The sequence below is a fragment of the Aquibaculum sediminis genome, assembly GCF_040712085.1.
Lineage (GTDB): Bacteria > Pseudomonadota > Alphaproteobacteria > Kiloniellales > DSM-21159 > Aquibaculum > Aquibaculum sediminis.
Map to the genome: position 1 here is coordinate 166,340 of NZ_JBFCVK010000008.1, position 22,363 is coordinate 188,702.

Sequence of the window (22,363 nt, forward strand, 5' to 3'; positions counted from 1 at the left end):
ATCCGTCATGAGCAGTATCACACTCGAGTCCATCCAGCAGGCCGCCGAGGGCATCCGCGCGCATGTGGTGCGCACGCCCACGGTCCCGGCGGCGCGCCTGGCGGAAACCCTGGGCTGCGAACTCTTCCTGAAACTTGAGTCCCTGCAATTCACCGGCTCCTTCAAGGACCGCGGCGCCTGCTGGAAGCTGATGAACCTGGATGAGGAGCAGGCTCGGCGCGGCGTCATCGCCATGAGCGCCGGCAACCATGCGCAAGGCGTTGCCTATCACGCCCGGCGCCTGGGGATTCCCGCGACCATCGTGATGCCCGAGTTCGCGCCCTTCGCCAAAGTGGAGCGCACCCGCTCCTTCGGCGCCCGGGTGGTGCTGACGGGCGAAACCCTGGACGCCTCGGCGGTGGCCGCGCGCGAGATCGCCGAACGCGACGGCCTGACCTTCGTGCATCCCTACGACGATCCCTTCATCATCGCCGGACAAGGCACCATCGGCCTGGAACTGCTGCAGGACCTGCCGGACCTGGATTGCGTCATCGTGCCCATCGGCGGCGGCGGTCTGATCGCCGGCATCGCGACCGCGCTGAAGGCGGAGCGCCCGGAGATCGAGATCCTGGGCGTCGAGGCAGCGCTCTATCCCTCCATGCACCAGGTCCTGCACGGGCAGACGCCAACAGCCGGAGGCACAACGCTCGCCGACGGCATCGCCGTCAAGTCACCGGGAGAGATCACGCGTGAGATCGTGCGCGATTTGGTAGCCGACATCCTGCTCGCCGACGAGACCGCGCTGGAGACCGGCGTGCACTATCTGGTCGAGCGCCAGAAGGTGGTTACCGAAGGGGCCGGCGCAGCGGCCATCGCCGCGATGCTGGGCCAGCCCGAACGCTTCGCCGGGCGCAAGGTGGCGGCGCTGATCGGCGGCGGCAACATCGACGTGCGCCTCTTGTCCGGCGTGCTGGCCCGCGGGCTGGTGCGCGACGGTCGGGTGGTGCGGCTGCGGGTCGAGATCATCGACCAGCCGCGCCAACTCGCCCGCCTGGCCCAGGTGATCGGCAACAGCGGCGGCAACATCATCGAGGTCTATCACCAGCGCCTCTTCGCCGACGTGCCGGCCAAGCGCGCCGACATCGATGTTGTGGTGGAAACACGCGACAGCGAGCATGTCGCCGAGATCATCGAGGGCCTGAAGCAGGGCGGCTTCCCCAGCCGGGTGCTTTCCAGTCGCTCCATCGATGCCAATCTGTGATCGGGGCTTGCCCCGGCCGGCATTTGGGCACAGGTCTTTAGGCTGAATTCCTCTCATAAGGGGCCGATTCTCATGACGCTTTCCACTTACCACGACACGCTGGAGACCATCGGCAACACGCCCCTGGTCGAGGTGACCCGCCTGGACACCGGGCCCTGCCGCCTGTTCCTGAAGCTGGAGAACCAGAACCCCGGCGGTTCGATCAAGGACCGGATCGGCAAGTCCATGATCGAGGCCGCGGAGCGCGACGGAAAGCTGCAACCCGGCGGCACCATCATCGAGGCCACGGCCGGCAACACCGGCCTGGGCCTGGCACTGGTGGCGGCGCAGAAGGGCTACAAGCTGATCCTCGTGGTGCCGGACAAGATGGCGCAGGAGAAGATCTTCCATCTGCGTGCCCTGGGCGTCGAGGTGATCCTGACCCGCTCGGACGTGGGCAAGGGCCACCCCGAGTACTATCAGGACATGGCCCTGAGGATCGCCGAGGAGCGCGGCGCCTTCTTCGTCAATCAGTTCGAGAACCCCGCCAACCCCTATGCTCACGAGACCACCACCGGCCCGGAGATCTGGGAGCAGATGGGCCATGACATGGACGCCATGGTCTGCGGCGTGGGCTCCGGTGGCACGATCACGGGCCTGGCGCGCTGCTTCGGCGCGACCGGCGCCGACATCGAGATGGTTCTGGCCGATCCGGAGGGCTCCATTCTGGCCAACTACGTGGAGACCGGCGAGATTTCCGACGATGTCGGCTCCTGGGTCGTTGAAGGCATCGGCGAGGACTTCCTGCCCTCGATCTGCGACCTCACCCCGGTGAGAAAGGCCTATTCCATTCCCGACAAGGAAGCGCTGCTCACCGCGCGCGAACTGCTGGCGAAGGAAGGCATCCTGGGCGGCTCCTCCACCGGCACACTGCTCGCCGCAGCGCTGCGCTACTGCCGGGAGCAGACCGAGCCGAAGCGCGTGGTGACGCTGGTCTGCGACAGCGGCAACAAGTACCTCTCAAAGATGTACAACGACTACTGGATGCTGGATCAGGGCTTCCTGGAGCGTCCCGTTGTCGGCGACCTGCGCGACCTCATCTCGCGCCGGCACCAGGATCAGGCCACAGTCACCCTCTCCCCGGACGACACGCTGCTTACCGCCCACGGGCGCATGAAGCTCTACGACATTTCCCAGCTTCCCGTGGTGAACGAAGCCGGTGAGGCCATCGGCATCCTCGACGAAAGCGATCTCCTCCTTGCCGTAGTGGAGGAGGAGGCGCGCTTTCGCGATCCGGTGTCCAGCGCCATGACCCGCAAGCTTGAGACCGTCGAGGCGGATCGCCCGGTCGAGGATCTGCTGCCGATCTTCGAGCGCGATCATGTCGCCATCGTGCTGGACGACGGCCAGTTCCTGGGCCTCATCACCCGCATCGACCTCGTCAACCACCTTCGCCGCAAACTGAAGTGAGCCAGTCCATGTCCGAGAGCTTTGGCCGCAACCGCCCTGGTTTCGGCACCCGCGCCATCCATGCCGGCCAGGAGCCCGACCCCACCACCGGGGCGATCATGACGCCGATCTACGCCACCTCGACCTATGTGCAACAGAGCCCGGGCGTGCATAAGGGCTACGAGTACAGCCGCTCCCACAACCCCACCCGCGGCGCCTATGAGCGCTGCATCGCCGACCTGGAAAGCGGCCGGCAGGGCTTCGCCTTCGCCTCCGGTCTGGCAGCGGCGGCGACGCTGCTGGAGTGCTTCGACAGCGGCAGCCACATCATCGCCATGGACGATCTCTACGGCGGCACCTACCGCCTGTTCGAGAACGTGCGCCGGCGCTCGGCCGGTCTTGACTTCAGCTTCGTCGACATGAGCGACCTGGACGCCCTGGAAGCGGCCATCCGCCCGGAAACGCGCCTGATCTGGATCGAGACTCCGACCAACCCCCTGCTCAAACTGGTTGACCTGGAAGCGGTGGCCGCGCTCGCCAAGAAGCACGGCATCGCCACTTGCGCCGACAACACCTTCGCCAGCCCCTGGGCGCAGCGCCCGCTGGAGATGGGCATCGACGTGGTGATGCACTCGGCCACGAAGTACCTGAGCGGCCACAGCGACGTGGTCAGCGGCGTGCTGGCGGTGGGCGAGAACCGGGAACTGGCCGAGAAGATCGGCTACCTCAGCAATGCCGTGGGCGGCATCCAGGGCCCCTTCGACTCCTTTCTGGTGCTGCGCGGCCTCAAGACACTGCACCTGCGCATGCAGCGTCACTGCGAGAACGCATTGGCCGTCGCCCGCTTCCTGGAGGAGCATCCGGCGGTAGAGAAGGTGATCTACCCGGGCCTGCCGAGCCACCCGCAACATGATCTGGCCCAGCGCCAGATGCGCGCCGGCGGCGGCATGGTCACGGCGGTGCTGCACGGCGGCCTTGAGGCCTCGCGCCGCTTTCTGGAGCGGGTGGAGGTCTTCGCCCTGGCCGAGTCCCTGGGCGGCGTCGAAAGCCTGATCGAGCATCCGGCGATCATGACCCACGCCTCGGTTCCCGCCGAAACCCGGGAGACCCTGGGCATCGTCGATGGCCTGGTGCGTCTTTCGGTCGGTGTCGAGGACAGTGACGACCTGATCGGCGACCTGCGCCAGGCGTTGGCCTGAGGCTTACCCGGTCGCCCGACGCAGGCTCGCGGCAAGCAGGCCGGCGCCGATCAGCACGCTGCCGCCCAGCCGGTTCATCCAGCGCAGCGCTTGTGGGTTGCGCAGGCGTCGGCGCAGGCGCCCGGCCAGCAGGACATAGATCAGGCAGTTCAGTCCGGCCAGCACCAGGAAGGTGGCGCCAAGCAGCACAAGCTGAGGCCCGACGGCGGCCGTCGGCGTCACGAACTGCGGCAGGAAGGCGACGAAGAAGACGATTCCCTTCGGATTGAGCGCGGTCACGGCAAAGGTATGCGCCATGACCTTGGGTCCGCGCAGCGGTGTGTCGATCGCGGTTTCCAGCGGCGCCACCGGTGCGCGCCACAGGGCGATTCCCAGCCAAAGCAGGTAGAACACACCCAGCCACTTCACGACCATGAAGGCGGTCGCCGAGGCGGCCAGCAAGGCGCCCACGCCGAGCAGCGAGGCAGTCATGGCGGTGAGGTCGCCCAGCAGCACGCCGGCGATCGTCCAGCGCGCCGCCGCCGCGCCGCGCGACAAGGCATAGGCCACGACCAGCGTGATCGTGGGCCCGGGAATGGCGACGAGAACGGCCGCCGCGGCCGCGAAGGCCAGCCAGGTTTCAATGCTCATGGGACAGGACTTTGATGGTGTTGCTTGGCACAAGCCATCCACAGCGTCGCGCTCTGGTCAAGCTGGTGCTTTGCAGCCCTGCCCCGCCGCACTATGGTCTTGCACCGTCCCGAGTTGGGGCTTGAAACAGACAGCAGAAGCAGGCGTACAGGCGCCGACAAACTAGGGGAGTATTCATGCAAGGCATGCTGGATCTCGAAGCGCTGCGGCGCCTCGTGCGGGAGAGGGAAATCGACACGGTGCTGGTCTGCTTTCCGGACTTGCAGGGCCGGCTCTTGGGCAAGCGCGTGGCGGCCGACTATTACCTCGAGCAGGTCCATGAAGAGACCCATGCCTGCGACTATCTTCTCGCCGCCGACATCGATATGGAGCCGGTTCCCGGCTATAAGGCCGCCTCCTGGGAGAAGGGCTACGGCGACTTCGTGCTCAAGCCCGATGCCGCCACCCTGCGGCGCGTCCCCTGGCTGGAAGGCACCGCCCTGGTGATGGCCGACGTCTGCGACCATCACGGCGAGCTGCTGCCGCACGCCCCGCGCTCGGTGCTCAAGCGCCAGCTGGCGCGCCTCGCCGAGCGCGGCTGGAAGTCCATGAAGGGTTCGGAGCTCGAGTTCTATCTCTTCGACGAGACCTACAAGACGGCGCACGAGAAGGATTACAAGAACCTCGACCACGCCGGCTGGTACATCTCCGACTACCACATCTTCCAGACCACCAAGGAAGAGCCGATCATTCGCGCCATTCGTCTGGGCATGGAAGGCGCCGGCATCCCGGTCGAGGTCTCCAAGGGCGAATGGGGCCCCGGGCAGGAGGAGATCAACTTCCGCTACTGCGATGCCCTGCCCATGGCGGACAACCATTCGATCTACAAGAATGGCGCCAAGGAGATTGCCTGGACCCGGGACCGGGCCATCACCTTCATGGCCAAGTACCGCACGGACCTCGCCGGCAGCTCCTGCCACATCCACTCCTCGCTCTGGAAGGCCGACGGCTCGGCCGCGCTGTTCGACGGGCCCGGCGGCTCGCCCGAGGGCATGCCGGACCTCTTCAAGCAGTACATCGCCGGCAACCTCGCGCTTGCCGAGGAGATGACCTACTTCTTCGCGCCCTACATCAACTCCTACAAGCGCTTCCAGGCCGGTTCCTTCGCGCCGACCAAGGCAGCCTGGTCCTTCGACAACCGCACTGCCGGCTTCCGCGTCGTCGGCCACGGCAAGGGTCAGCGGGTCGAGTGCCGCATCCCCGGCTCCGACTGCAACCCCTACCTCGCCTTTGCGGTGATGATCGCCGCCGGCCTGCATGGCATCGACAAGGGCCTGGAACTGCCGCCGCCCTTCACCGGCAATGCCTACGAGTCCAAGGAAGTGCCCGACGTGGCGCACACCCTGCGGGACGCCCTTTCGGCGCTGGAACGCTCAGAGGTGCTGCGCGAGGCGCTGGGCGACGACGTGGTGGAGCACTACCTCCACACCGGCCGCTGGGAGCAGGCGGAATTCGACCGCCGCGTCACCGACCTGGAGGTCACCCGCCTTTTCGAGCGGATCTAACCGAGCTTCGTCGTGCGAGGGGCCATCCTTGGCCCCTTGCCGGCGCTTCCGTTACAGGCCGGGTCGGCAGGGCATTGCCATGCGCCGGCCTGTCGCCGTACCAAGAGCAACCATCATCACGCCCACTTGCAGGAGAGTTGAATCGCATGTCCGGCGCCGGCCACCTCAAAGCCACCTGGAGCTTCCCGACCCAGATCCTTTTCGGTCCGGGACGCATCAAGAACCTGCCCCAGGCCTGTGAAAGCCAGGGCATGCGTCGCCCGCTGCTGGTCACCGACCCGGGCCTTGCCGCCCTGCCCATCGTGGAGGCGGCACTGCAGTCGCTGCGCGCGGCCGGGCTTGAGGCAGGGCTCTTCTCCAACATCAAGGGCAACCCCACGGGCACCAATCTGGCCGATGGCATCGAGGCCTTCCGCAGCGGCCGCCACGACGGCGTCATCGCCTTCGGCGGCGGCAGCGCGCTGGACGCCGGCAAGGTGATCGCCTTCATGAGCGGCCAGACCCTGCCCTGGACCGACTTCGAGGACCGCACCGACGAGTGGAAGAGCGCCGACCCCGAGGGCATCGCCCCCATCGTCGCCGTGCCCACAACCGCCGGCACCGGCTCCGAGACCGGCCGCGCGGGCGTGATTACCGACGAGAGCGACCACACCAAGAAGATCATCTTCCACCCGAAGATGCTGCCCGGCGTGGTGATCTCCGACCCGGAACTGACGGTGGGGCTGCCGGCCCACATCACCGCCGCCACCGGCATGGACGCCCTGGCCCACTGCCTGGAAGCCTACTGCGCGCCCGGCTATCACCCCATGGCCGAAGGCATCGCGGTGGAGGGCATGCGCCTGGTGAAGGACTACCTGCCGCGCGCCTTCGCCGACGGCAGCGACGTGGAGGCACGTGCCCACATGCTCGCCGCCGCCTCCATGGGCTCGGTCGCCTTCCAGAAGGGTCTGGGGGGCATTCATGCGCTCTCCCACCCCGTCGGTGCGGTCTATGACACCCACCACGGCCTGACCAACGCGGTCTTCATGCCCTACGTCCTGGCCTTCAATCGGCCAGCGATCGAGGACAAGCTGGGGCGCCTGGCCGCCTGGCTCGGCCTGCGCGAGCAGAACTACGCCGGCTTCCTCGACTGGGTGCTGTCTTTCCGCAGCGAGCTGCAGATCCCGCACACCCTGGCGGAGCTGGGCGTGGACGATGCGCGCCTGGACGAACTCTCGGTCATGGCCGAGAAGGATCCCACCGCCGGCGGCAACCCGCGTCCCCTGACCGCCGCCGACTGCCGCCAGCTCTTCGAGGCCGCCCTCGCCGGCAAGCTATAGAGCAGATCGCCTCAAATCGGGTTCGCGAAGCGACGCGATTTGAGGCGTGAATCTGCTCTACACTCTTGATTCAGAGCGGATTCACGCGGTTGCTCTGAACGCTGCGCGTTACAGAACAAACGCGATCCGCTCTGATGCCTGCCCCCTGACCGCCGCTATCGAGGAAAGCGGCGGTCAGGGGGAACAATCTCAGAAGAGTTGCCCCGGCAGCCAGGTGGCCAGGCCGGGCAGGCTGTAGACAATCAGCACCGCCAGCAGCTGCAGCAGGATGAAGGGCACCGCACCGCCCCAGATCTGCAGGGTGGACACGCTGGGCGGCGCCACCGAGCGCAGATAGGCCAGGGTGTAGCCCACCGGCGGGGTGAGGAACGAGGTCTGCAGCGTCAGCGCGATCAGCACCCCGAACCAGATCGGGTCGATGCCAGCGGCCAGAATCGGCGGCCCCACCACCGGTATCGCGATGATGGTGATCTCCACGTAGTCCAGGAAGAGACCGAGGAGAAACATCATGAAGAGCACGAAGAAGAGCATCGTGTGCGGCCCGCCGGGCGTCGACTCCAGCAGGTCCCGGATGCGCTCCTCCCCGCCCAGCCCACGAAACACCAGCGAGAAGAGCAGCGCGCCGATGATCAGCGTGAAGATCATGCTGGTGGTGCGCGCAGTGGAGCTCATGGCCGGCCTGAGGATCTCCGTGCGGCCGAGATCGCGCCAGATCACCGCAATGGCGACGGCACAGGCCAAAGCGATGGCTCCCGCAATCGCCAGCATCACCTGATCCCCGGTCGGTGGATCGGGCCGGCCCAGGCGCAGGTCGAAGTTGGCCGCCATCACCATCAGGATGACGAGCCCCAGGACTGCCACCCAGAGCGCCCAGATGTTGCGCCCGGTGCGCATGCCGGCGAGCAGTGTCGCCCCCACGGCCCCCACCGCTGCCGCCTCGGTCGCGGTGGCAATGCCGCCCAGGATCGAACCCAGGACGGCCACAATGAGGACCAATGGCGGGATCAGAACGGACAGGACCTCGTGGCGGCTGACCCGCGCCGCGCCCGCTTTGCCACCGGCCCCCTCGATGGCGCGCGGCGGTATGGGCGGCGCAAGCGAGGGCTTCAGGCGCGCCGCGATGAACTGGTAGAGAATGTAGAGGCCAACCAGCATCAGTCCCGGCAGCAGCGAGCCGGCAAAGAGCTCGCCGATGCTCATGGTCTTGGCGGCGAAGTTCCCCTGGCTGTGCTGCGCACGCTGGTAGGCCGAAGCCAACACCTCGCCCATGATGATCAGCACGGTCGACGGCGGGATGATCTGGCCCAGAGTACCGGCAGAGCAGATAACGCCGCTGGAGTAGGAGGCGTTGTAGCCGTAGCGCAGCATCACCGGCAGGGCCATGAGGCCCATGGTCACCGTGGTCGCGCCGACGATGCCGGTGGAAGCAGCCAGCAGCGCGCCCACCACCGTCACCGACACCCCCAGCCCGCCGCGCAGCTCGCCGAAGAGCGCGCCCATGGTGCGCAGCAAATCCTCGGCGATGCGCGAGCGCTCCAGCACCATGCCCATGAAGACGAACAGCGGAATGGCGATCAGGGCTTCCGACACCATGGTGTCGAAAATGCGGCTGGGCAGCGCGCCGATCATGTTGAAGTTCAGTTCGCCCAGCGACAGGCCGATCAGCCCGAAGATCACGGCCGTGGCCACCAGCACGAAGGCAATGGGTGCACCGATCAGGACCAGGATGAAGAGCCCGGCGAACATCAGAAGGTCGAGCGGCATCCCGGTCACCGCGGCTCCTCCCAGGGCGCGCCGAAGACCTCCACCTCCTCACCGGCCAGCACCGCGATGCAGCGCAGGGTGATGGCCATTGCCTGCAGGAACAGCAGCACCACGAACCCCAGGATGACGGTCTTCAGCAGATAGGTGCCCGGCAGGCCGCCGAAGAAGAGTGCGCCTTCGCGGATCTTCCAGGAGGCCGCCACGTAGGGCCAGCCGAAGTAGAGCAGCAGCGCACAGAGCGGCAGAATGCCCAGGAAGATGCAGCCCAGGTCGACCAGCGCCCGCCCCCGTCGCGACAGGCGGCCGTAGATCATGTCCACGCGCACATGGTCGTTCTTCAGATAGGCATAGCCCACCATCAACATGAAGAGCGTGGCGTGGGCGTAGGTGACCGAGTCCTGCAGCTTGATGCTGGTGGAGGAGAAGAGGTAGCGCATGGCCACTGTGGTGAACTTCAGCAGCACGATGGCGGCCACCAGCCAATAGAGCCAGCGCCCGATCACCCGCGAGGGCCAGTCGAGCAGACGGCTGACGGCAAGCAGATGGGTCATGCTCGACACTCCCCCACAACAAGAGTGGGGCCGCGCATCCCAAGGAAGCCATCAGGCTTCCGGGATGCGCGGCCGCCGAAAGGGTCCCGCGGCCTCAGGCCTCGGGGAAGTCGAAGGTGCGCGCGTTCATCTGCGCGGCGTAGCTGTAGCGCGCAAAGGTCGCGGTTTCGTTGCGATAGCTGGCATAGCTCGCCATCACCTCGCGCACGGTCTCGTCGGAATCGTCCAGCAGTTCCTGCACGATCTCCTTGGTGGCATCCGCCAGCCCCGCGACGATCTCCTCGGAAAGCATGCGCACCTGCACGTCATGCTCCGCCACCATGGTCTTCAGCGCCCGGGCGTGGTTGATGTCGTAGCCCGTGGTGATGTCCTCGGAGACCGCCGATGCCACAGTGGTGATGATCTGGCGCAGGTCTTCGGGCAGATCGTTGTAGGCCGCGGCATTGATGCCGATCTCCTCTGCCGAGGAGGGCTCGCCCGGGCCCGGCGCGTAGTAGTTCTGGGCCACCTGGTGGAAGCCGAAAGCGAAGTCGTTCCAGGGACCGATGAACTCACCCGCGTCGATGGTGCCGGCCTGCAGCGCCTGGAAGATCTCGCCGCCAGGCAGGCTGACCACGGCCACGCCAACCTTGCGCAGCATCTCGCCGCCGAAGCCGGTGGTGCGGATGCGCAGTCCGTGCAGGTCGTCGAGCGTGTTGATCTCGTTGCGGAACCAGCCAAAGAACTGCGGGCCGGAGTTGCCGGCAATGAAGCCCTTCAGCCCGAAGCTGTCGTAGATCTTGTCGTACAGCTCGTAGCCGCCGCCGTGATACATCCAGCCCATCTGCTCCGGCGCGGTGAAGCCGAAGGGGAAGGAGCCGAACAGCCCGATAGCCTTGTTCTTGGAGGTCCAGTAGGCCGGCACCGCGTGGTACATCTGCGCCACGTCCTGCGAGACCGCATCAAAGACGCCGAAGGCCGGCACGATCTCGCCGGCGCCGTGCACGTTGATCACGATGCGCCCGTCGGACAGATCAGTGATCTGCTGCGCGATCCGCCGGGCATTGTCGTCCACCCCCGGAGCGCCCGTGGGCCAAGCGGTCACCATGTCCCACTCGATCCGGCTCTGCGCGATCGCCGGCGTCGCCAGCCCGGCGCCCGCGGCAACGGCCGCCGAGCCAGCCAGAAAGCCGCGGCGATTCACTGTAACGTCCCTGCTCATCTCGATCTCCACTTGCTGTCGGTTGCGCCTGACCCGGTCAGGCCACGAGGAACAGCCCGCCGCAGGTCTGCAAAGAGCGCACCATCCAGCGATCGGACTGCGTCAAAGGCGCTTTGCCACCTCTCCTCGCCCCCACCGCATGTGGTCGGGCGGGACGGCATCGCTCCCCCAAGCGGGTTGCATTCTTTCCGGGAAAACCAGAAGGGACAAGAGCCAAGACGGCCCGTCGCGGCGGTTCAGCCCGGCGGTTCAGCCCGGCGGTTCAACGCAGTCCGCGGCGCTTCTTGACTTCAGTCCAGGCGCGGTTGATGCGGGCCAGTTTCTCGTTGGCGAGGTCGACGAACTCTTCCGGCAGGCCCTGGGCAATCAGGCGGTCCGGGTGATGCTCGCGCACCAATTGACGGTGGGTGCGGCGCAGGGTCTCCTCGTCCGCATCGGGAGTGACACCCAGAATGACATAGGGGTCATCCTCGGCCGGTCCGACGTTGGCGGCGCGAATGCGCTCCCACTCGGCCTCGGAGAAGCCGAAATGGCGGGCGACCTGATGCAGATACTCGATCTCCGCCTCGTGCACCGCCCCGTCCGCCCGGGCGATGTGGAACAGGCCGTCGATCAATTCTTCCAGCACTCGGGGATTGTCGCGGAACATGCGGCCGAGCTGCCGGGCGTAGGGCTCGAAGCCGCGCGCGTCGCGTCGTGCCTGATTGAAGACCCGACCGACGTTGCTCATCTCCTCCGGCGGAACCTGGAAGACCTCCTTGAAGGCCGCCACTTCGTCGCGGGTGACCGCGCCGTCCACCTTGGCCATCTTCGCGCCCAGCACGATGACGCCGATGGTGAAGGCAATGGACTTTTCCGGCCCGCTTTCCGGCTGTCGCCCTTCCCGCTCGGCAATCAGCACCTCTTCGGTGCTGTCGCGCATGCGGTCCACCGCATGTCCCGCCAGGCCGCCCAGCAAGGCGCCCAGGGGGCCGCCCAGTGCGAAGCCGGCTGCACCGCCTACGATCTTGCCCCAGATGCTCATGAGTTCGTCATGGCCTCCCGACCGGTCCCCTGCCCTCGTCTGGGCCACATTCTGCCCGCATAAGAGGATTATTCAGAATGATGCCGGCCGCAACAAGCAGTCTGTCGGCTGCGCGGCGAGAGCCGCCGCCCTTTCCCCTCACCCGGCCTTGCGGATCAGGTGCACAAGGATGCCCTCGCCGTTGTCGCTCTGCTCCAGCAGTTCGTGACCGCTGGACTCACACCAGGCGCGAAAATCCTGCCGCGAGTCGGGATCCGTCGCCAGCACGCGCAACCGCGCGCCATCCGGCAGCCCGGCTATGGCCTTGCGCGCGCGGAGCACCGGCAAGGGACAGCGCAATCCCCGCGTATCGATTTCCGTGACCTCCGCTTCCATGCCGCGACCCCTCTCGCTGTCTGCGCTCCTGCTACCACCGTCTCTGCCGAGCGGACCCGGCTTCATTCCAGGTCCTGGCCCTGCTCCGCGCCGAGACCCTGTTGGCCCTCCCCGTCGTTGCTGTCACGCAGCGGGCGCACCTCGGCCTCGACCTCCAGGTTGCCGGCTCGCTCGAAGCTCAGCGTGAGGTCAATGCTATCCCCTGCGGCCAGGGGTTCGGCAAGCCTCATCAGCATGATGTGCAGGCCACCCGGGGCCAGCGCCGCAGTCCCACCCGCCGGAATCTCGATGGCCCCGACCTGCTGCATGCGCGCCACCTCGCCGTCCATGACATGGTCGTGCAACTCGGCGCGCACGCCCACCGAAGCGCTGACCGCCACCAGACGCTCCGGCTCGCTGCCGCGGTTGTGGATGGTCATGTAGGCTGCGGAATTGGGCACCATGCCGATGGAAGCCCGCGCCCAGGGATCCTCCACCCGCACCTCCTGCGCTGCGGCCGCCCCGGCCCAAAGCACACTCAGCGTCACAGCCGCCACCAAGACACGCATAGCCTCTCTCCCACCACAAGTTTCCAGTCCCCGCAAGCAACCACAATGCCCCCACCCGGCGGAAGGGCTAGATTGTCGCAGGCGGGTGGGGGCGGAGCCCCGCTCAGCGAATGTTCCCCGCTCAGGCGGTAAAGCGCGCGACTGCGTAAGGCCCGAGTTCCGCACTGTCGCCATCGAAGGCTTCACCAGGGCGATCCATGAACTCTGGATCCTGTGACGCCTCGACAAAGCTATCGGCATCGAGCCTCGCGCAGCGACGAAGTCCGGCAACATTGTCCAGGACAAGGGTCCTGCTCTCACTGAGGAGGTTCGCCACCCAGAGTTCCCGGCCGTTATCACCCTCCAGCGCGATGGCCTGCACATCGCGCTGCGAATCGCAGTGCGTGTCGAGCAGCACTGCGCCCCGCTTCCCGGCCAATCCGCGGAAAACGTGGAAGACCGGATAGAATCCTTCGGCTTCATCGAAGTAGGGCTGTGCATAAGGCATGGGCGCATGAACCAGCCCGAAGGGCCCTACCCCACCGCCGAGGCTGATTGCCTGCGCGCCGCCCTTCGCAAAGTGCGCGGCGTAGCCGAGGTTCCAGGCTGCACCCAGCAAGCCGCGCTGGCGCGGGTCCATCCTGTTCATGGCCTGTCGGATGTTGTCCGGATTGTCCATCGGCGCCTCGCCGTAGGGATTGGCGCGCATGCCCAAGGCGCTCGGACCCACGTGATAAGGCTTGCCCTTGGCGATTTCGCGAACGCTCTTGGCGATGTAGGGGAGCGATTCCAATCCCTCGGTCGCCGAACGGTCATCGCCTGCGTGCACTAGCCCGCTGGTCGTGAAAGTCACGATATCAAGGAGATCCGTTGGTGGGCGCTTGCGGTTGAGCTCCGTGAAGTAGCTGAACATTCCGCCGCCCAGCCTCGCCTTCGGGAAGGCTGCGCGACCGATCTTGTAGACTTCCTCAAGCGGCGGGCAAGGCGGCCACGGGCTTCCGGGCAAGGTGCATTTCAAGTCCGGGGCGGGCGACAGGAACACGCAGACGAAGGGGGCGCCGATTTCAGCCACCAACTGGCCGAGCGTTTCGATATCGGACGCAAAGCCCTCGACGCTGGGAACCACCGCCTCAAGCCAGGCTTCACAGCCTAGCGATCGTGCGAGGTCCGCCGCCCGTGCGAGCTCCGCTTTGCCATGCCCCTGCCGCGGATCGAAATGGCAGACCAGGTGATGCGGCCGCGCGGCCGAAAGTTCCGCGACCCTCTGCTGGGTGGCTGCGACGAGTTCCGGTTCCAGGCCTATTCCGAGCGGCGGAACCGTCCCCATGGGGTCGCCGACCGAGACGGTGGCTGTGCCCTGCTTGCGATTACGCGGCTGGGAGGGGCTTCCGGTAACCTCCAGCGTGACCTGCTGTTCGAGTGTTGATCCCTGCTCAAGTTTATAGGGCCAGGGCAAGGCCAGGGGGCGCACATACGTCTTGTAGGACGCATCGGTCCAGTTGCGCTGGTCTTCCATCTCGAAGGTGTCACCTTCCATGCGGCAAGTTACCTTCAGGCCGGGGACCGGCTCATGCGTCAGTGCCCGCAGATCCATCATGGGCTGCAAGGGGTCGATGATCTCCGGAAAGGCGCTGTCCACCTTGCGGCCGTCCACATGTTCGACCTGAACAGGATGGCCCGCCACGCCGTCAATCGGATGCAGGACGACAAAGCCGGTCCTGTTGGTCAGAAAGTCGGACAAGGCTTCGCCGGTCGCTGCGAAAGACAGGCGCCCGTCACTCGATCCCTTGATGACCGCGCTGTAGCGGAAGCTCTGCTGGCTGTCGCGAACCTCCGCATCGTACTGGACGGTGAAACCCTCTGCCGTCTCTTTCACATCAAGCTTGGAGATCGTTGGGTTGTAGGTGCCCCAATCCTTGTCCCGGACGATGTAGGAAACGGCACGGATCAACTCGATGCCATCCAGTCGAATGTAACGAAGGTTTCCGGCGTCCAACTCTGCCGTCAGCTTGCCCGCCCGAAGCACAATCGGGTCAGGCACCTGCTCTTCCGTGCCGTACAGTCGAACGTTCGTTGTCGGATTTCCCATCGTAAAACCTCCGTTTACTCGGCGGTGGTTGCCAATCAAGCCCGCGACCGGCGGCTGAGCAGGCTTTCTATCAAGAGTGCGAAGATGATGATCGCGCCGATGGCGGAGCCCTGCCAGAAGGGCGACACGCCCAGCAGGTTCAAGCCGTTGCGAATCATCACCATGATGACCACGCCGATCAGCGTGCCGGCAATCGAGCCCCGTCCGCCGTAGAGGCTGGCCCCGCCGATCACGACGGCCGCAATGGCATCGAGTTCCAGGAGGTTGCCCGTCAGGGGGTCGACCGACAGAATCTGCGCCGTCAGGAACGTCACCGCGACGGCCGCGAACATGCCCGAGATCACGTAGGGGAGTATGCTGTAAAACAGCACGCTCAACCCCGCAGCGCGCGCCGCCTCCTTATTGGACCCCACGGCATAGATGGTCCGGCCGCCTTTGGTGTAGCTCAAGTACAGGCCGGCGAGCAGGTACAACAGGCCCAGGCAGAGGACGTTCGTCGGAATGCCCAGCACCGTTGTGTAAACCAGGTCCGACAGCTCCATGGGAATGGAACTGATCGAGGTCTGCCCGGAGAAAATGTACGCCAAGCTGCGGCCGATGGCCATCACGCCCAGCGTCACAACGAAGGCTGCCAGCCCGAAGTATCCGATAAGCACGCCGGAAAACAGGCCAATGAATGCACCTGCCGCAACGGCCATGGCGATCGCGACCGGTATGGAAAAGTCCTGTAGCGCCAGGCCGAGCACGACGCCTGTAAGGCCTGCAACCGATCCGACCGATAGATCAATTCCGCCCGTCAGGATGACGAAGGTCATGCCAATGGCAACGATTCCAATAACGACAGATTGATCGAGAACGTTCATCAAGTTATTGGCTGTGAGGAAATAGGGCGACATGATTGAAAGAACGACGGCTATGGCGAGCGCCAAGCCAAGCATGCGCAGTTCCAAACTGTTGGCCACGCGTCCCAAAAGCCGTTTGAAATTGACCGATGACTGCATAGTTCTCGTTTCTTGTGTCATGCCGCTTCCACCTCGTGGTCCAATGCCGAGAACCCGATAATCAGATCACGAACATCCTGAACCGAAGGTGGCGTCGGTGAGGTTGTTACCAGGCCGATCCAGCCGAGATCGTGCCCCCGTTTGCTGGGGATCGGCATGAGGAAGGTGCGGCGTTCTCCGTTCGGCTCAGCGACGAAGTCATCCTGCGGGTGCTGTAAGACGGTCGGAATTGCTGTCTGGTCGAAGCTGGGCGACTCCCCCGCCCGGAATCCGGGATCGGCGCCGGCTTCCGCCACAACGGCATTCAGGCATATGACCCGCCCTTCATCGACAATGGCCCAGAAGCCCGCGCCGCCGTAGCGCTGGGTCAGCTCCTGCAGCAGTTTCGTGTTTCGCTCCGTCGATGTGCGAGGCGCCGCAAGCAAGGTCAGCTTCTCCTCATCCAGGTGCGCGCTCGGAAGGTCTGCGATTGTTTGGCCGTCGCTCATAACGATGATCCTCTCGCAAACTCCGAGGAGTTCTTCGAAATCCGAAGAGATCATCACGATCGAAACGCCACGCTCCGCTATGCGGCGCAGCATGGAGTAAATCGACGACCGGGTGCCGATATCAACGCCCTTGGTCGGCTCATCGAGAATCAGAACACTGGGATCCAGCATCAGCCAGCGCGCGATGATGATTTTCTGCTGCATGCCGCCCGAAAAGTTCAGCATGTTGGCGTCCAACAGACGGCTCGCGGGCATGTCGAGCAGGTCAAGCAGCTCCGCAATCTTCTCGCGCCGAGAGCTGTAGTTGAGCAAGAAGCCGGAATGGGCACCCAGGTGCGCCAGGAGCAGGTTCTCGCGCACCGAGAGGTCGGGGACGATGCTCTGAACCCTGCGATCCTCCGCCACAAAGCCGATGCCGGCCTTGACGCAATCGCGCGGCTTGCGTGGGCGGAAGGGCTTCCCGTTCAGGTGAATCTGACCGGCTTGATAGGGCCGCAGGCCGAAAAGGGCTTCGGCCGTCTCGGAGCGACCGGCCCCCACCAGACCGCCAAGACCCAGAATCTCGCCTCGATGAACACGGAAGCTTACGTTCTTCACGGCGGGCAGCGCTCGAAGCCCCTCCACGGCGAACGTTTCCGGTGCAGCTTCGTCCGAGGCGCGCAAGCCCGGCACCGCATAGATCGACCCGATCTCCCGCCCGACCATGTGCCGAACCAGATCGGTCTGTGTCAGTTCGCGTGTTGCAATGGATTTCGCGACCGTCGCCCCCTCCCGCATCACGGTGACTCTATCCGTTATTGCAAACACCTCTTCCATTCTATGCGAAACAAATATCAGAGCTTTGTTATTATCACGTAAATTCGACATTATGCCGAATAGCTGCTCGACTTCGTTCGGACTTAACGAAGCAGTGGGCTCGTCGAATATTATCAGGCTGGCATCGAGCGCCAGGGCCTTGGCAATTTCCACAAGCTGCCGCTGTGCGGAAGAGAGGCGGCGAACCTCTGTATCCAGTGGCAAGGCGTGCTCGTGAACAAGGTCGGAAAGAATGCGTTTCGCTTCCTGGCGCAGCCTTCGATAGGACAACCGACCCGGTTTCCCCAGTTCCGGGAGAAAAATGTTCTCCAGAACTGACATATCCGGCGCCAGGCTCGTCTCCTGCATCACGATTGCTATTCCACAATCGAGCGCCTCGCGTGCTGATCTGAGACTCAACGCGCGGTTCCGATAGGTTATCTTTCCCGAATCCGGGAACACATGACCGGCGATGACCTTCGACAAGGTGGATTTACCGGCGCCGTTTGCTCCCAGCAGGCCATGCACCTCTCCAACCCGAAGCTCGAACTCTGCATTGTCCAGTGCACGGGTTTGACCGAATGTTTTGCAAACCTGTGAAGCCTGGAGAATTACTTGGCTTCCGCTATCGTTTGTGACGTCATCCATAGTATCGCCGACTTCATTTCGGAGCGGGAAGGCAGCTGGCGGGCATTTTGGCCCGCCAGCTGATCACCGTAAAACGACCAATCAAGACGGTTCCGGCAACAGCCGAACCCTTGATGCGATCCTATTGATGTTTCTAGTCGATTTCGTTCGCGAACACCGTCTCCCGCACCGTCGGCAGCAGTTCCTCGATATTCTCGCTGGTGACCACCAGGATCGGCACAAGGATTTCCTTGTCGGGCGTGCCCCCGTCCAGGTGCTCGATCATGGCCTCACCCGAGCGAACGCCCATCAGGTAGGGCTGCTGCATGCCGGAGGCGACGATGTCGCCGGATTGCAGCAGTTCTACAAATTCCGGAATGCCGTCGAAAGCTGCGACAAGCACCTCACCGCTGCGACGCGCGGCACGGATCGCCCGCAGCGCACCAATTGCCGGCTGGTCGGTCTGGATGAACATCGCACGCATTTCCGGATTGGCGGTCAGCATGTCCTGGGTAAAGCGGAAGGTTTCGTCAGCCGTGTAGGACTGCATCTGCTGCAGTCCGGCCTCGCGCTCGATGCCCGCTTCCTTCATCGCATCACGGAAACCGGCGGTCCGCGCCTGCCCGTTCTTGCGCGCCTGCGAGATGGTGACGAGACCAACGGAGCCGTCTTCCCATCCCTTATCTTTCATGGCTGCGGCAAGAGCCTCGCCCGTGCCATGGGCACCGTCATAGTTATCAGAGATGATGAAGGAGACGTATTCGCCGCTGTTCGTCCCGATATCCGCAATCACAACCGGAATACCGGCTTCTTGCGCCATCTCCAGGACAGCCGGTGCTGTGGAGCTATCGGTCGGCGAAATGACGATCCCATCCACACCGCGCGCAATGGCATCCTGTGCATTCTGTCGCTGCGTCTGGGCGCTGTTGCGGGAATCCAGAGCCTGGAAGCTGTAGCCATTCTCCTCGGCCACGGCTTCGACGCCCTTCGACAGGTAGCGCCAGAACGGCAGATCAAGTCCCGGCGTCAGGTAGACCAGTTCCTTGTCCTGAGCCTGGGCACCTCCGGGAATGGCTGCGACACTGAATGCCGCGGCGGCCGCGGCCATTACCAAATTGCGAATACGCATTTCTTTCCTCCCACTGGTTTCACTGTTTGCAGACTGCGCTACGGCGACTGGGGAGGCGTCTCTTCCTCGACCATCCGCCCGTTGACGGCGGTCCAATAGCATTCGACCGTCCGTTCCAAGTGCCGCGCCATCGCTTGTTCCGCGGCGTCGGCATCACCTGCCTCTATGGCGTCGAATATCGCCCTGTGCTCCGCGAGGGTCGAAACATCCCGACCCGGGAGCATCAAGGTCGTATGCCTTTGATCCAGCAGCCATGAGGCAAGCGCCATTTGCGTCGATTCAAAAATTGGATTGGACACGCTGCGAACGATCGCCGTGTGAAAAGCGACATCCGTGCCCTCATAGCGATGGGGATCGCCAAGAGCATCCTCCTGGTCCTTCAGCGCACCCGCGATCCGTTCGATGTCTGCCTGGGTCCTGATCTGCGCCACCTCACGGGCCAACGCACATTCGATCAAGCGTCTTGCAGCCTGAAGGTTTCGCATCCCCACCTCGTCGGCCATGAAAGACCGGACCGAGGTGGTCAGCTCCTGGAGAATGATTGCCGGTGATGGCCGCGTAACCACAGCGGGACTGCCGCTGCGCAGGCGCAGAAAGCCCTGGCGCTCGAGCGTCAAAAGCGCCTCGCGCACCGCCGGCCGGCCGACGCCATAGCGCTCCATCAGTTCATGTTCTGAGGGCAAGCGGTCGCCCGGCTTCAGGCTGCCGCTGACGATCAGTTCGCGGAGTTGGTGCTCGACCTCTTCATAGAGCTTGCGGCGCTGAATCCGCTGCTGGCCGATCATCATTTGTAGCCCATCCATCCCCCGAGAGCTCTCAGGCTATCATGCAATCATACAGCCTGTAATCAGGAAATGTTGGCGCTTTGACGGGAACCGGGCAACGGCGGCCGGGTTAACACTCCTAAGCGGCCGGCACTGCTGTCGGCCGCCGATGCCTTATCTGCTGCAAAGGGGGACTGGTCATGCACAGCATCATCTATCTCGTGGGCCTCGTGGTCGTCATCCTGTTCATTCTATCGGTGATTGGCCTGGCCTGACCGCAACAACAAGCAAGGGAGCGCCTTCGATGCCGAGTAGCCTGTCTTCCGCGCCGGGCGCACAGCCCGCCGCCCCGTCCGTCGGTCCCGCAGCGGCCACGCCGCCCGCACCCGCAAACTATGTCGACTGGGGCGCCATTGTCGGTGGGGCACTCTTCGCCGCCGCGCTCTCCTTCGTTCTCATCACCTTCGGCAGCGCCATCGGCCTCACCATGATGTCCGCCGAGCCCGGGGAAGGCATCTCCCTGCGCTGGGCCACCATAGCGGCCGGGATCTGGTTCATCTGGGTGGCGATATCGAGCTTCGCCGCCGGCGGCTACATCGCCGGCCGGCTGCGCCGACCGCTGGGCGATGCGCCGGCGGAGGAAGTGGAAACGCGCGACGGCGGCCACGGCCTGCTGGTCTGGGCGCTCGGCACGCTTCTGGCCCTGCTCATGGCGAGCAGCGGCATCGGTGGCATACTGGGCGGCGCATCCAGTGCGGCCGGAAGCCTGGCCGGCAGCGCCAGCGAGATGGCCACCGAGGAGATCGAGGGCTACGCCAGCCGGATGCTGCGCAGCGACGGGGTTCTGCCTTCGGCCGAGGCGCGCAGCGAGATCGCGTCAGTGCTGAGCCGCAGTCTGGCCGCCGGAGAGGTGAGCGAGGAGGACCGAACCCACCTCGCCAACATCGTCGCGGCGGAAACCGAGCTCTCGCCCGAGCAGGCCCAGGCCCAGGTGGAGACCGTGGCCACCGAGGCGGAGGAGCTGCGAGCAGAGGCGCTGGAGATGGCCGAGCAGCTGCGCATCGCCGGCGTGATAGGGGCCTTCATCGTGGCAGCCACTCTGCTGATCAGCGCCGCGGCCGCCTACTTCGGTGCGACCACCGGCGGCCAGCACCGCGATCGGCGCATCTCCTTCCGCCACTATGGCCGCCCCTACTGACGCTCACCCGCAAAGCCACCCGCACGCCCAAACATTCGGGCCAACCATTCGGAAGGACAGTCCAATGCCCGCGCTCATTGCCTGGCTCCTCGGCGCCCCGCTGCTCGTCATCATCATTATCGCGCTGCTGATGTAATCCGGGCAGGCCGGAGCGCCGCAAGCAGTTACCCCCGCAGGATGCTGCGTCCGGCGTAGAGGGCTGCCGGACCGAGCTGCTCCTCGATGCGCAGAAGCTGGTTGTACTTGGCCAGGCGATCGGAGCGGGAGAGGGAGCCAGTCTTGATCTGGCCGCAGTTGGTGGCCACGGCGAGATCGGCGATGGTGGCATCCTCGGTCTCGCCTGAGCGGTGCGACATCACCACGCCGAAGCTGGCGCGCTGCGCCGTTTCCACCGCCTCCAGGGTCTCGCTGAGGGTGCCGATCTGGTTGACCTTGACCAGGATGGCATTGCCGGCCTGGCGCGCGATGCCGTCGCGCAGGCGCGCCGGGTTGGTCACGAAGAGGTCGTCACCGACCAGCTGCACCTTGCCGCCGATCGCGGCGGTCAGCGCCTGCCAGCCCTCCCAGTCGTCTTCGGCCATGCCGTCCTCGATGGACACGATCGGATAGGCGCCGGTCAGTTCCTGCAGCCAGGCCGCCTTTTCCGCACCGGAGAGGCTGAGCCCCTCCCCCGTCATCTCGTAGCGGCCGCCCTTGAAGTACTCGGTGGCGGCGCAGTCCAGGGCCAGCACCACGTCCTCGCCCGGCTTGTAGCCGGCCGCTTCCACGGCGGCCATGATGAAGTCCAGGGCCTCGCGGGTCGACTTGAGATTGGGGGCGAAGCCGCCCTCATCGCCCACGTTGGTGTTGTGCCCGGCAGCCTTCAGCTTGCCCTTGAGCGCCTGGAAGACCTCGGCACCGGCGCGCAGGGCCTCGGCGAAGCTCTCGGCGCCGACGGGCATGATCATGAATTCCTGCACGTCGATGGGATTGTCCGCATGGGCCCCGCCATTGACGATGTTCATCATCGGCACCGGCAGGCTGCGGGCATAGGCGCCGCCGATGTAGCGGTAGAGCGGCAGGCCCGCTTCCTCCGCTGCGGCCTTGGCCACCGCGAGCGAGACCCCGAGAATGGCATTGGCGCCCAGCCGAGCCTTGTTCTCCGTGCCATCCAGCTCGATCATCGCGTGATCCAGCGCCACTTGGTCGTCGGCCTCGAAGCCGGACAGCAGGTCGAAGATCTCGTGGTTCACGGCCTCGACCGCCTGCTGCACGCCCTTGCCGCCATAGCGGCTCGCATCGCCATCGCGCTTTTCCACCGCTTCATGGGCGCCGGTTGAGGCGCCGGAGGGCACGGCGGCGCGCCCGAAGGCGCCGCTTTCCAGCGTGACATCTACCTCCACGGTGGGGTTGCCGCGGGAATCAAGGATCTCGCGCGCGCGGATGTCGAGGATGGCGCTCATGGCTTTGGCTTCCTGTTCGTTGTGGCTC

General features: G+C 65.0%; 19 protein-coding genes. 6 read left to right on the forward strand and 13 right to left on the reverse strand.

Annotation, left to right across the window (positions count from 1 at the left end; genetic code table 11):
* Positions 1-7 precede the first annotated feature (7 nt).
* From ABZ720_RS14040 to ABZ720_RS14050, 3 genes are all read left to right on the forward strand, one after another.
* Positions 8-1,240 carry a threonine ammonia-lyase gene (locus tag ABZ720_RS14040; protein ID WP_366556157.1) on the forward strand — a complete coding sequence of 411 codons (1,233 nt, stop codon included), beginning with the start codon at positions 8-10 and terminating at the stop codon, positions 1,238-1,240.
* 72 nt (positions 1,241-1,312) lie between these two features.
* Positions 1,313-2,689: a pyridoxal-phosphate dependent enzyme gene (locus tag ABZ720_RS14045; protein ID WP_366556158.1), complete on the forward strand. Its 1,377-nt coding sequence runs from the start codon at positions 1,313-1,315 to the stop codon at positions 2,687-2,689.
* Positions 2,690-2,697: 8 nt separating this feature from the next.
* Entirely contained in the window at positions 2,698-3,867 is a 1,170-nt protein-coding gene (locus ABZ720_RS14050; protein ID WP_366556159.1) for a trans-sulfuration enzyme family protein, read from the forward strand.
* 3 nt (positions 3,868-3,870) lie between these two features.
* Here ABZ720_RS14050 and ABZ720_RS14055 read toward each other — a convergent pair whose 3' ends face one another.
* The gene (locus tag ABZ720_RS14055) at positions 3,871-4,497 is read right to left on the reverse strand and encodes a LysE family translocator (protein ID WP_366556160.1); all 627 of its coding nucleotides are present in this window, start codon (positions 4,495-4,497) and stop codon (positions 3,871-3,873) included.
* 176 nt (positions 4,498-4,673) lie between these two features.
* Between ABZ720_RS14055 and ABZ720_RS14060 the strand changes: the two genes are divergently transcribed.
* Positions 4,674-6,041, forward strand: a complete 1,368-nt coding sequence (locus ABZ720_RS14060; RefSeq protein WP_366556161.1) for a glutamine synthetase family protein — start codon at positions 4,674-4,676, stop codon at positions 6,039-6,041.
* A 146-nt stretch (positions 6,042-6,187) separates the two neighbouring features.
* Positions 6,188-7,360 carry an iron-containing alcohol dehydrogenase gene (locus ABZ720_RS14065; RefSeq protein WP_366556162.1) on the forward strand — a complete coding sequence of 391 codons (1,173 nt, stop codon included), beginning with the start codon at positions 6,188-6,190 and terminating at the stop codon, positions 7,358-7,360.
* Positions 7,361-7,549: 189 nt separating this feature from the next.
* On the opposite strand, the gene ABZ720_RS14070 is transcribed toward ABZ720_RS14065, so the two are convergent.
* From ABZ720_RS14070 to ABZ720_RS14120, 11 genes are all read right to left on the reverse strand, one after another.
* A complete protein-coding gene (locus tag ABZ720_RS14070; protein WP_366556192.1) occupies positions 7,550-9,124 on the reverse strand; it encodes a TRAP transporter large permease in 1,575 nt (524 codons plus the stop codon).
* Positions 9,125-9,129: 5 nt separating this feature from the next.
* The gene (locus ABZ720_RS14075) at positions 9,130-9,675 is read right to left on the reverse strand and encodes a TRAP transporter small permease subunit (protein ID WP_366556163.1); all 546 of its coding nucleotides are present in this window, start codon (positions 9,673-9,675) and stop codon (positions 9,130-9,132) included.
* A gap of 94 nt (positions 9,676-9,769) precedes the next feature.
* The gene (locus tag ABZ720_RS14080; RefSeq protein ID WP_366556164.1) at positions 9,770-10,876 is read right to left on the reverse strand and encodes a TRAP transporter substrate-binding protein; all 1,107 of its coding nucleotides are present in this window, start codon (positions 10,874-10,876) and stop codon (positions 9,770-9,772) included.
* A 262-nt stretch (positions 10,877-11,138) separates the two neighbouring features.
* Positions 11,139-11,900, reverse strand: a complete 762-nt coding sequence (locus ABZ720_RS14085) for a TerB family tellurite resistance protein (RefSeq protein ID WP_366556165.1) — start codon at positions 11,898-11,900, stop codon at positions 11,139-11,141.
* 138 nt (positions 11,901-12,038) lie between these two features.
* On the reverse strand, positions 12,039-12,275 hold the full coding sequence (locus ABZ720_RS14090; RefSeq protein WP_366556166.1) for a sulfurtransferase TusA family protein: 237 nt from the start codon (positions 12,273-12,275) through the stop codon (positions 12,039-12,041).
* Between the two features lie 62 nt (positions 12,276-12,337).
* Entirely contained in the window at positions 12,338-12,823 is a 486-nt protein-coding gene (locus tag ABZ720_RS14095) for a copper chaperone PCu(A)C (protein WP_366556167.1), read from the reverse strand.
* A gap of 121 nt (positions 12,824-12,944) precedes the next feature.
* Positions 12,945-14,930, reverse strand: a complete 1,986-nt coding sequence (locus tag ABZ720_RS14100; RefSeq protein WP_366556168.1) for a D-apionate lactonase family protein — start codon at positions 14,928-14,930, stop codon at positions 12,945-12,947.
* Positions 14,927-15,913 carry an ABC transporter permease gene (locus ABZ720_RS14105; protein WP_366556169.1) on the reverse strand — a complete coding sequence of 329 codons (987 nt, stop codon included), beginning with the start codon at positions 15,911-15,913 and terminating at the stop codon, positions 14,927-14,929. The genes ABZ720_RS14100 and ABZ720_RS14105 overlap by 4 nt, the downstream gene beginning before the upstream one ends.
* The gene (locus tag ABZ720_RS14110; protein ID WP_366556170.1) at positions 15,910-17,823 is read right to left on the reverse strand and encodes a sugar ABC transporter ATP-binding protein; all 1,914 of its coding nucleotides are present in this window, start codon (positions 17,821-17,823) and stop codon (positions 15,910-15,912) included. The genes ABZ720_RS14105 and ABZ720_RS14110 overlap by 4 nt, the downstream gene beginning before the upstream one ends.
* A 133-nt stretch (positions 17,824-17,956) precedes the next feature.
* On the reverse strand, positions 17,957-18,910 hold the full coding sequence (locus tag ABZ720_RS14115; RefSeq protein WP_366556171.1) for a substrate-binding domain-containing protein: 954 nt from the start codon (positions 18,908-18,910) through the stop codon (positions 17,957-17,959).
* Between the two features lie 59 nt (positions 18,911-18,969).
* The gene (locus tag ABZ720_RS14120) at positions 18,970-19,719 is read right to left on the reverse strand and encodes an FCD domain-containing protein (RefSeq protein WP_366556172.1); all 750 of its coding nucleotides are present in this window, start codon (positions 19,717-19,719) and stop codon (positions 18,970-18,972) included.
* A 280-nt stretch (positions 19,720-19,999) separates the two neighbouring features.
* Between ABZ720_RS14120 and ABZ720_RS14125 the strand changes: the two genes are divergently transcribed.
* On the forward strand, positions 20,000-20,893 hold the full coding sequence (locus tag ABZ720_RS14125; RefSeq protein WP_366556173.1) for a hypothetical protein: 894 nt from the start codon (positions 20,000-20,002) through the stop codon (positions 20,891-20,893).
* Positions 20,894-21,057: 164 nt separating this feature from the next.
* On the opposite strand, the gene eno is transcribed toward ABZ720_RS14125, so the two are convergent.
* On the reverse strand, positions 21,058-22,335 hold the full coding sequence (gene eno / locus ABZ720_RS14130) for a phosphopyruvate hydratase (protein ID WP_366556174.1): 1,278 nt from the start codon (positions 22,333-22,335) through the stop codon (positions 21,058-21,060).
* Positions 22,336-22,363: the final 28 nt, after the last annotated feature.

What these genes read in the sequence shown, in the direction of transcription:
- ABZ720_RS14055 (WP_366556160.1), bottom strand. Translation starts at nt 4,497, where the DNA reads ATGAGCATTGAAACCTGGCTGGCCTTCGCGGCCGCGGCGGCCGTTCTC.
- ABZ720_RS14050 (WP_366556159.1), top strand. Translation starts at nt 2,698, where the DNA reads ATGTCCGAGAGCTTTGGCCGCAACCGCCCTGGTTTCGGCACCCGCGCC.
- ABZ720_RS14095 (WP_366556167.1), bottom strand. Translation starts at nt 12,823, where the DNA reads ATGCGTGTCTTGGTGGCGGCTGTGACGCTGAGTGTGCTTTGGGCCGGG.
- ABZ720_RS14105 (WP_366556169.1), bottom strand. Translation starts at nt 15,913, where the DNA reads ATGACACAAGAAACGAGAACTATGCAGTCATCGGTCAATTTCAAACGG.
- ABZ720_RS14080 (WP_366556164.1), bottom strand. Translation starts at nt 10,876, where the DNA reads ATGAGCAGGGACGTTACAGTGAATCGCCGCGGCTTTCTGGCTGGCTCG.
- ABZ720_RS14125 (WP_366556173.1), top strand. Translation starts at nt 20,000, where the DNA reads ATGCCGAGTAGCCTGTCTTCCGCGCCGGGCGCACAGCCCGCCGCCCCG.
- ABZ720_RS14110 (WP_366556170.1), bottom strand. Translation starts at nt 17,823, where the DNA reads ATGGATGACGTCACAAACGATAGCGGAAGCCAAGTAATTCTCCAGGCT.
- eno (WP_366556174.1), bottom strand. Translation starts at nt 22,335, where the DNA reads ATGAGCGCCATCCTCGACATCCGCGCGCGCGAGATCCTTGATTCCCGC.
- ABZ720_RS14075 (WP_366556163.1), bottom strand. Translation starts at nt 9,675, where the DNA reads ATGACCCATCTGCTTGCCGTCAGCCGTCTGCTCGACTGGCCCTCGCGG.
- ABZ720_RS14090 (WP_366556166.1), bottom strand. Translation starts at nt 12,275, where the DNA reads ATGGAAGCGGAGGTCACGGAAATCGATACGCGGGGATTGCGCTGTCCC.
- ABZ720_RS14070 (WP_366556192.1), bottom strand. Translation starts at nt 9,124, where the DNA reads ATGCCGCTCGACCTTCTGATGTTCGCCGGGCTCTTCATCCTGGTCCTG.
- ABZ720_RS14045 (WP_366556158.1), top strand. Translation starts at nt 1,313, where the DNA reads ATGACGCTTTCCACTTACCACGACACGCTGGAGACCATCGGCAACACG.
- ABZ720_RS14065 (WP_366556162.1), top strand. Translation starts at nt 6,188, where the DNA reads ATGTCCGGCGCCGGCCACCTCAAAGCCACCTGGAGCTTCCCGACCCAG.
- ABZ720_RS14060 (WP_366556161.1), top strand. Translation starts at nt 4,674, where the DNA reads ATGCAAGGCATGCTGGATCTCGAAGCGCTGCGGCGCCTCGTGCGGGAG.
- ABZ720_RS14120 (WP_366556172.1), bottom strand. Translation starts at nt 19,719, where the DNA reads ATGATGATCGGCCAGCAGCGGATTCAGCGCCGCAAGCTCTATGAAGAG.
- ABZ720_RS14115 (WP_366556171.1), bottom strand. Translation starts at nt 18,910, where the DNA reads ATGGCCGCGGCCGCCGCGGCATTCAGTGTCGCAGCCATTCCCGGAGGT.
- ABZ720_RS14040 (WP_366556157.1), top strand. Translation starts at nt 8, where the DNA reads ATGAGCAGTATCACACTCGAGTCCATCCAGCAGGCCGCCGAGGGCATC.
- ABZ720_RS14085 (WP_366556165.1), bottom strand. Translation starts at nt 11,900, where the DNA reads ATGAGCATCTGGGGCAAGATCGTAGGCGGTGCAGCCGGCTTCGCACTG.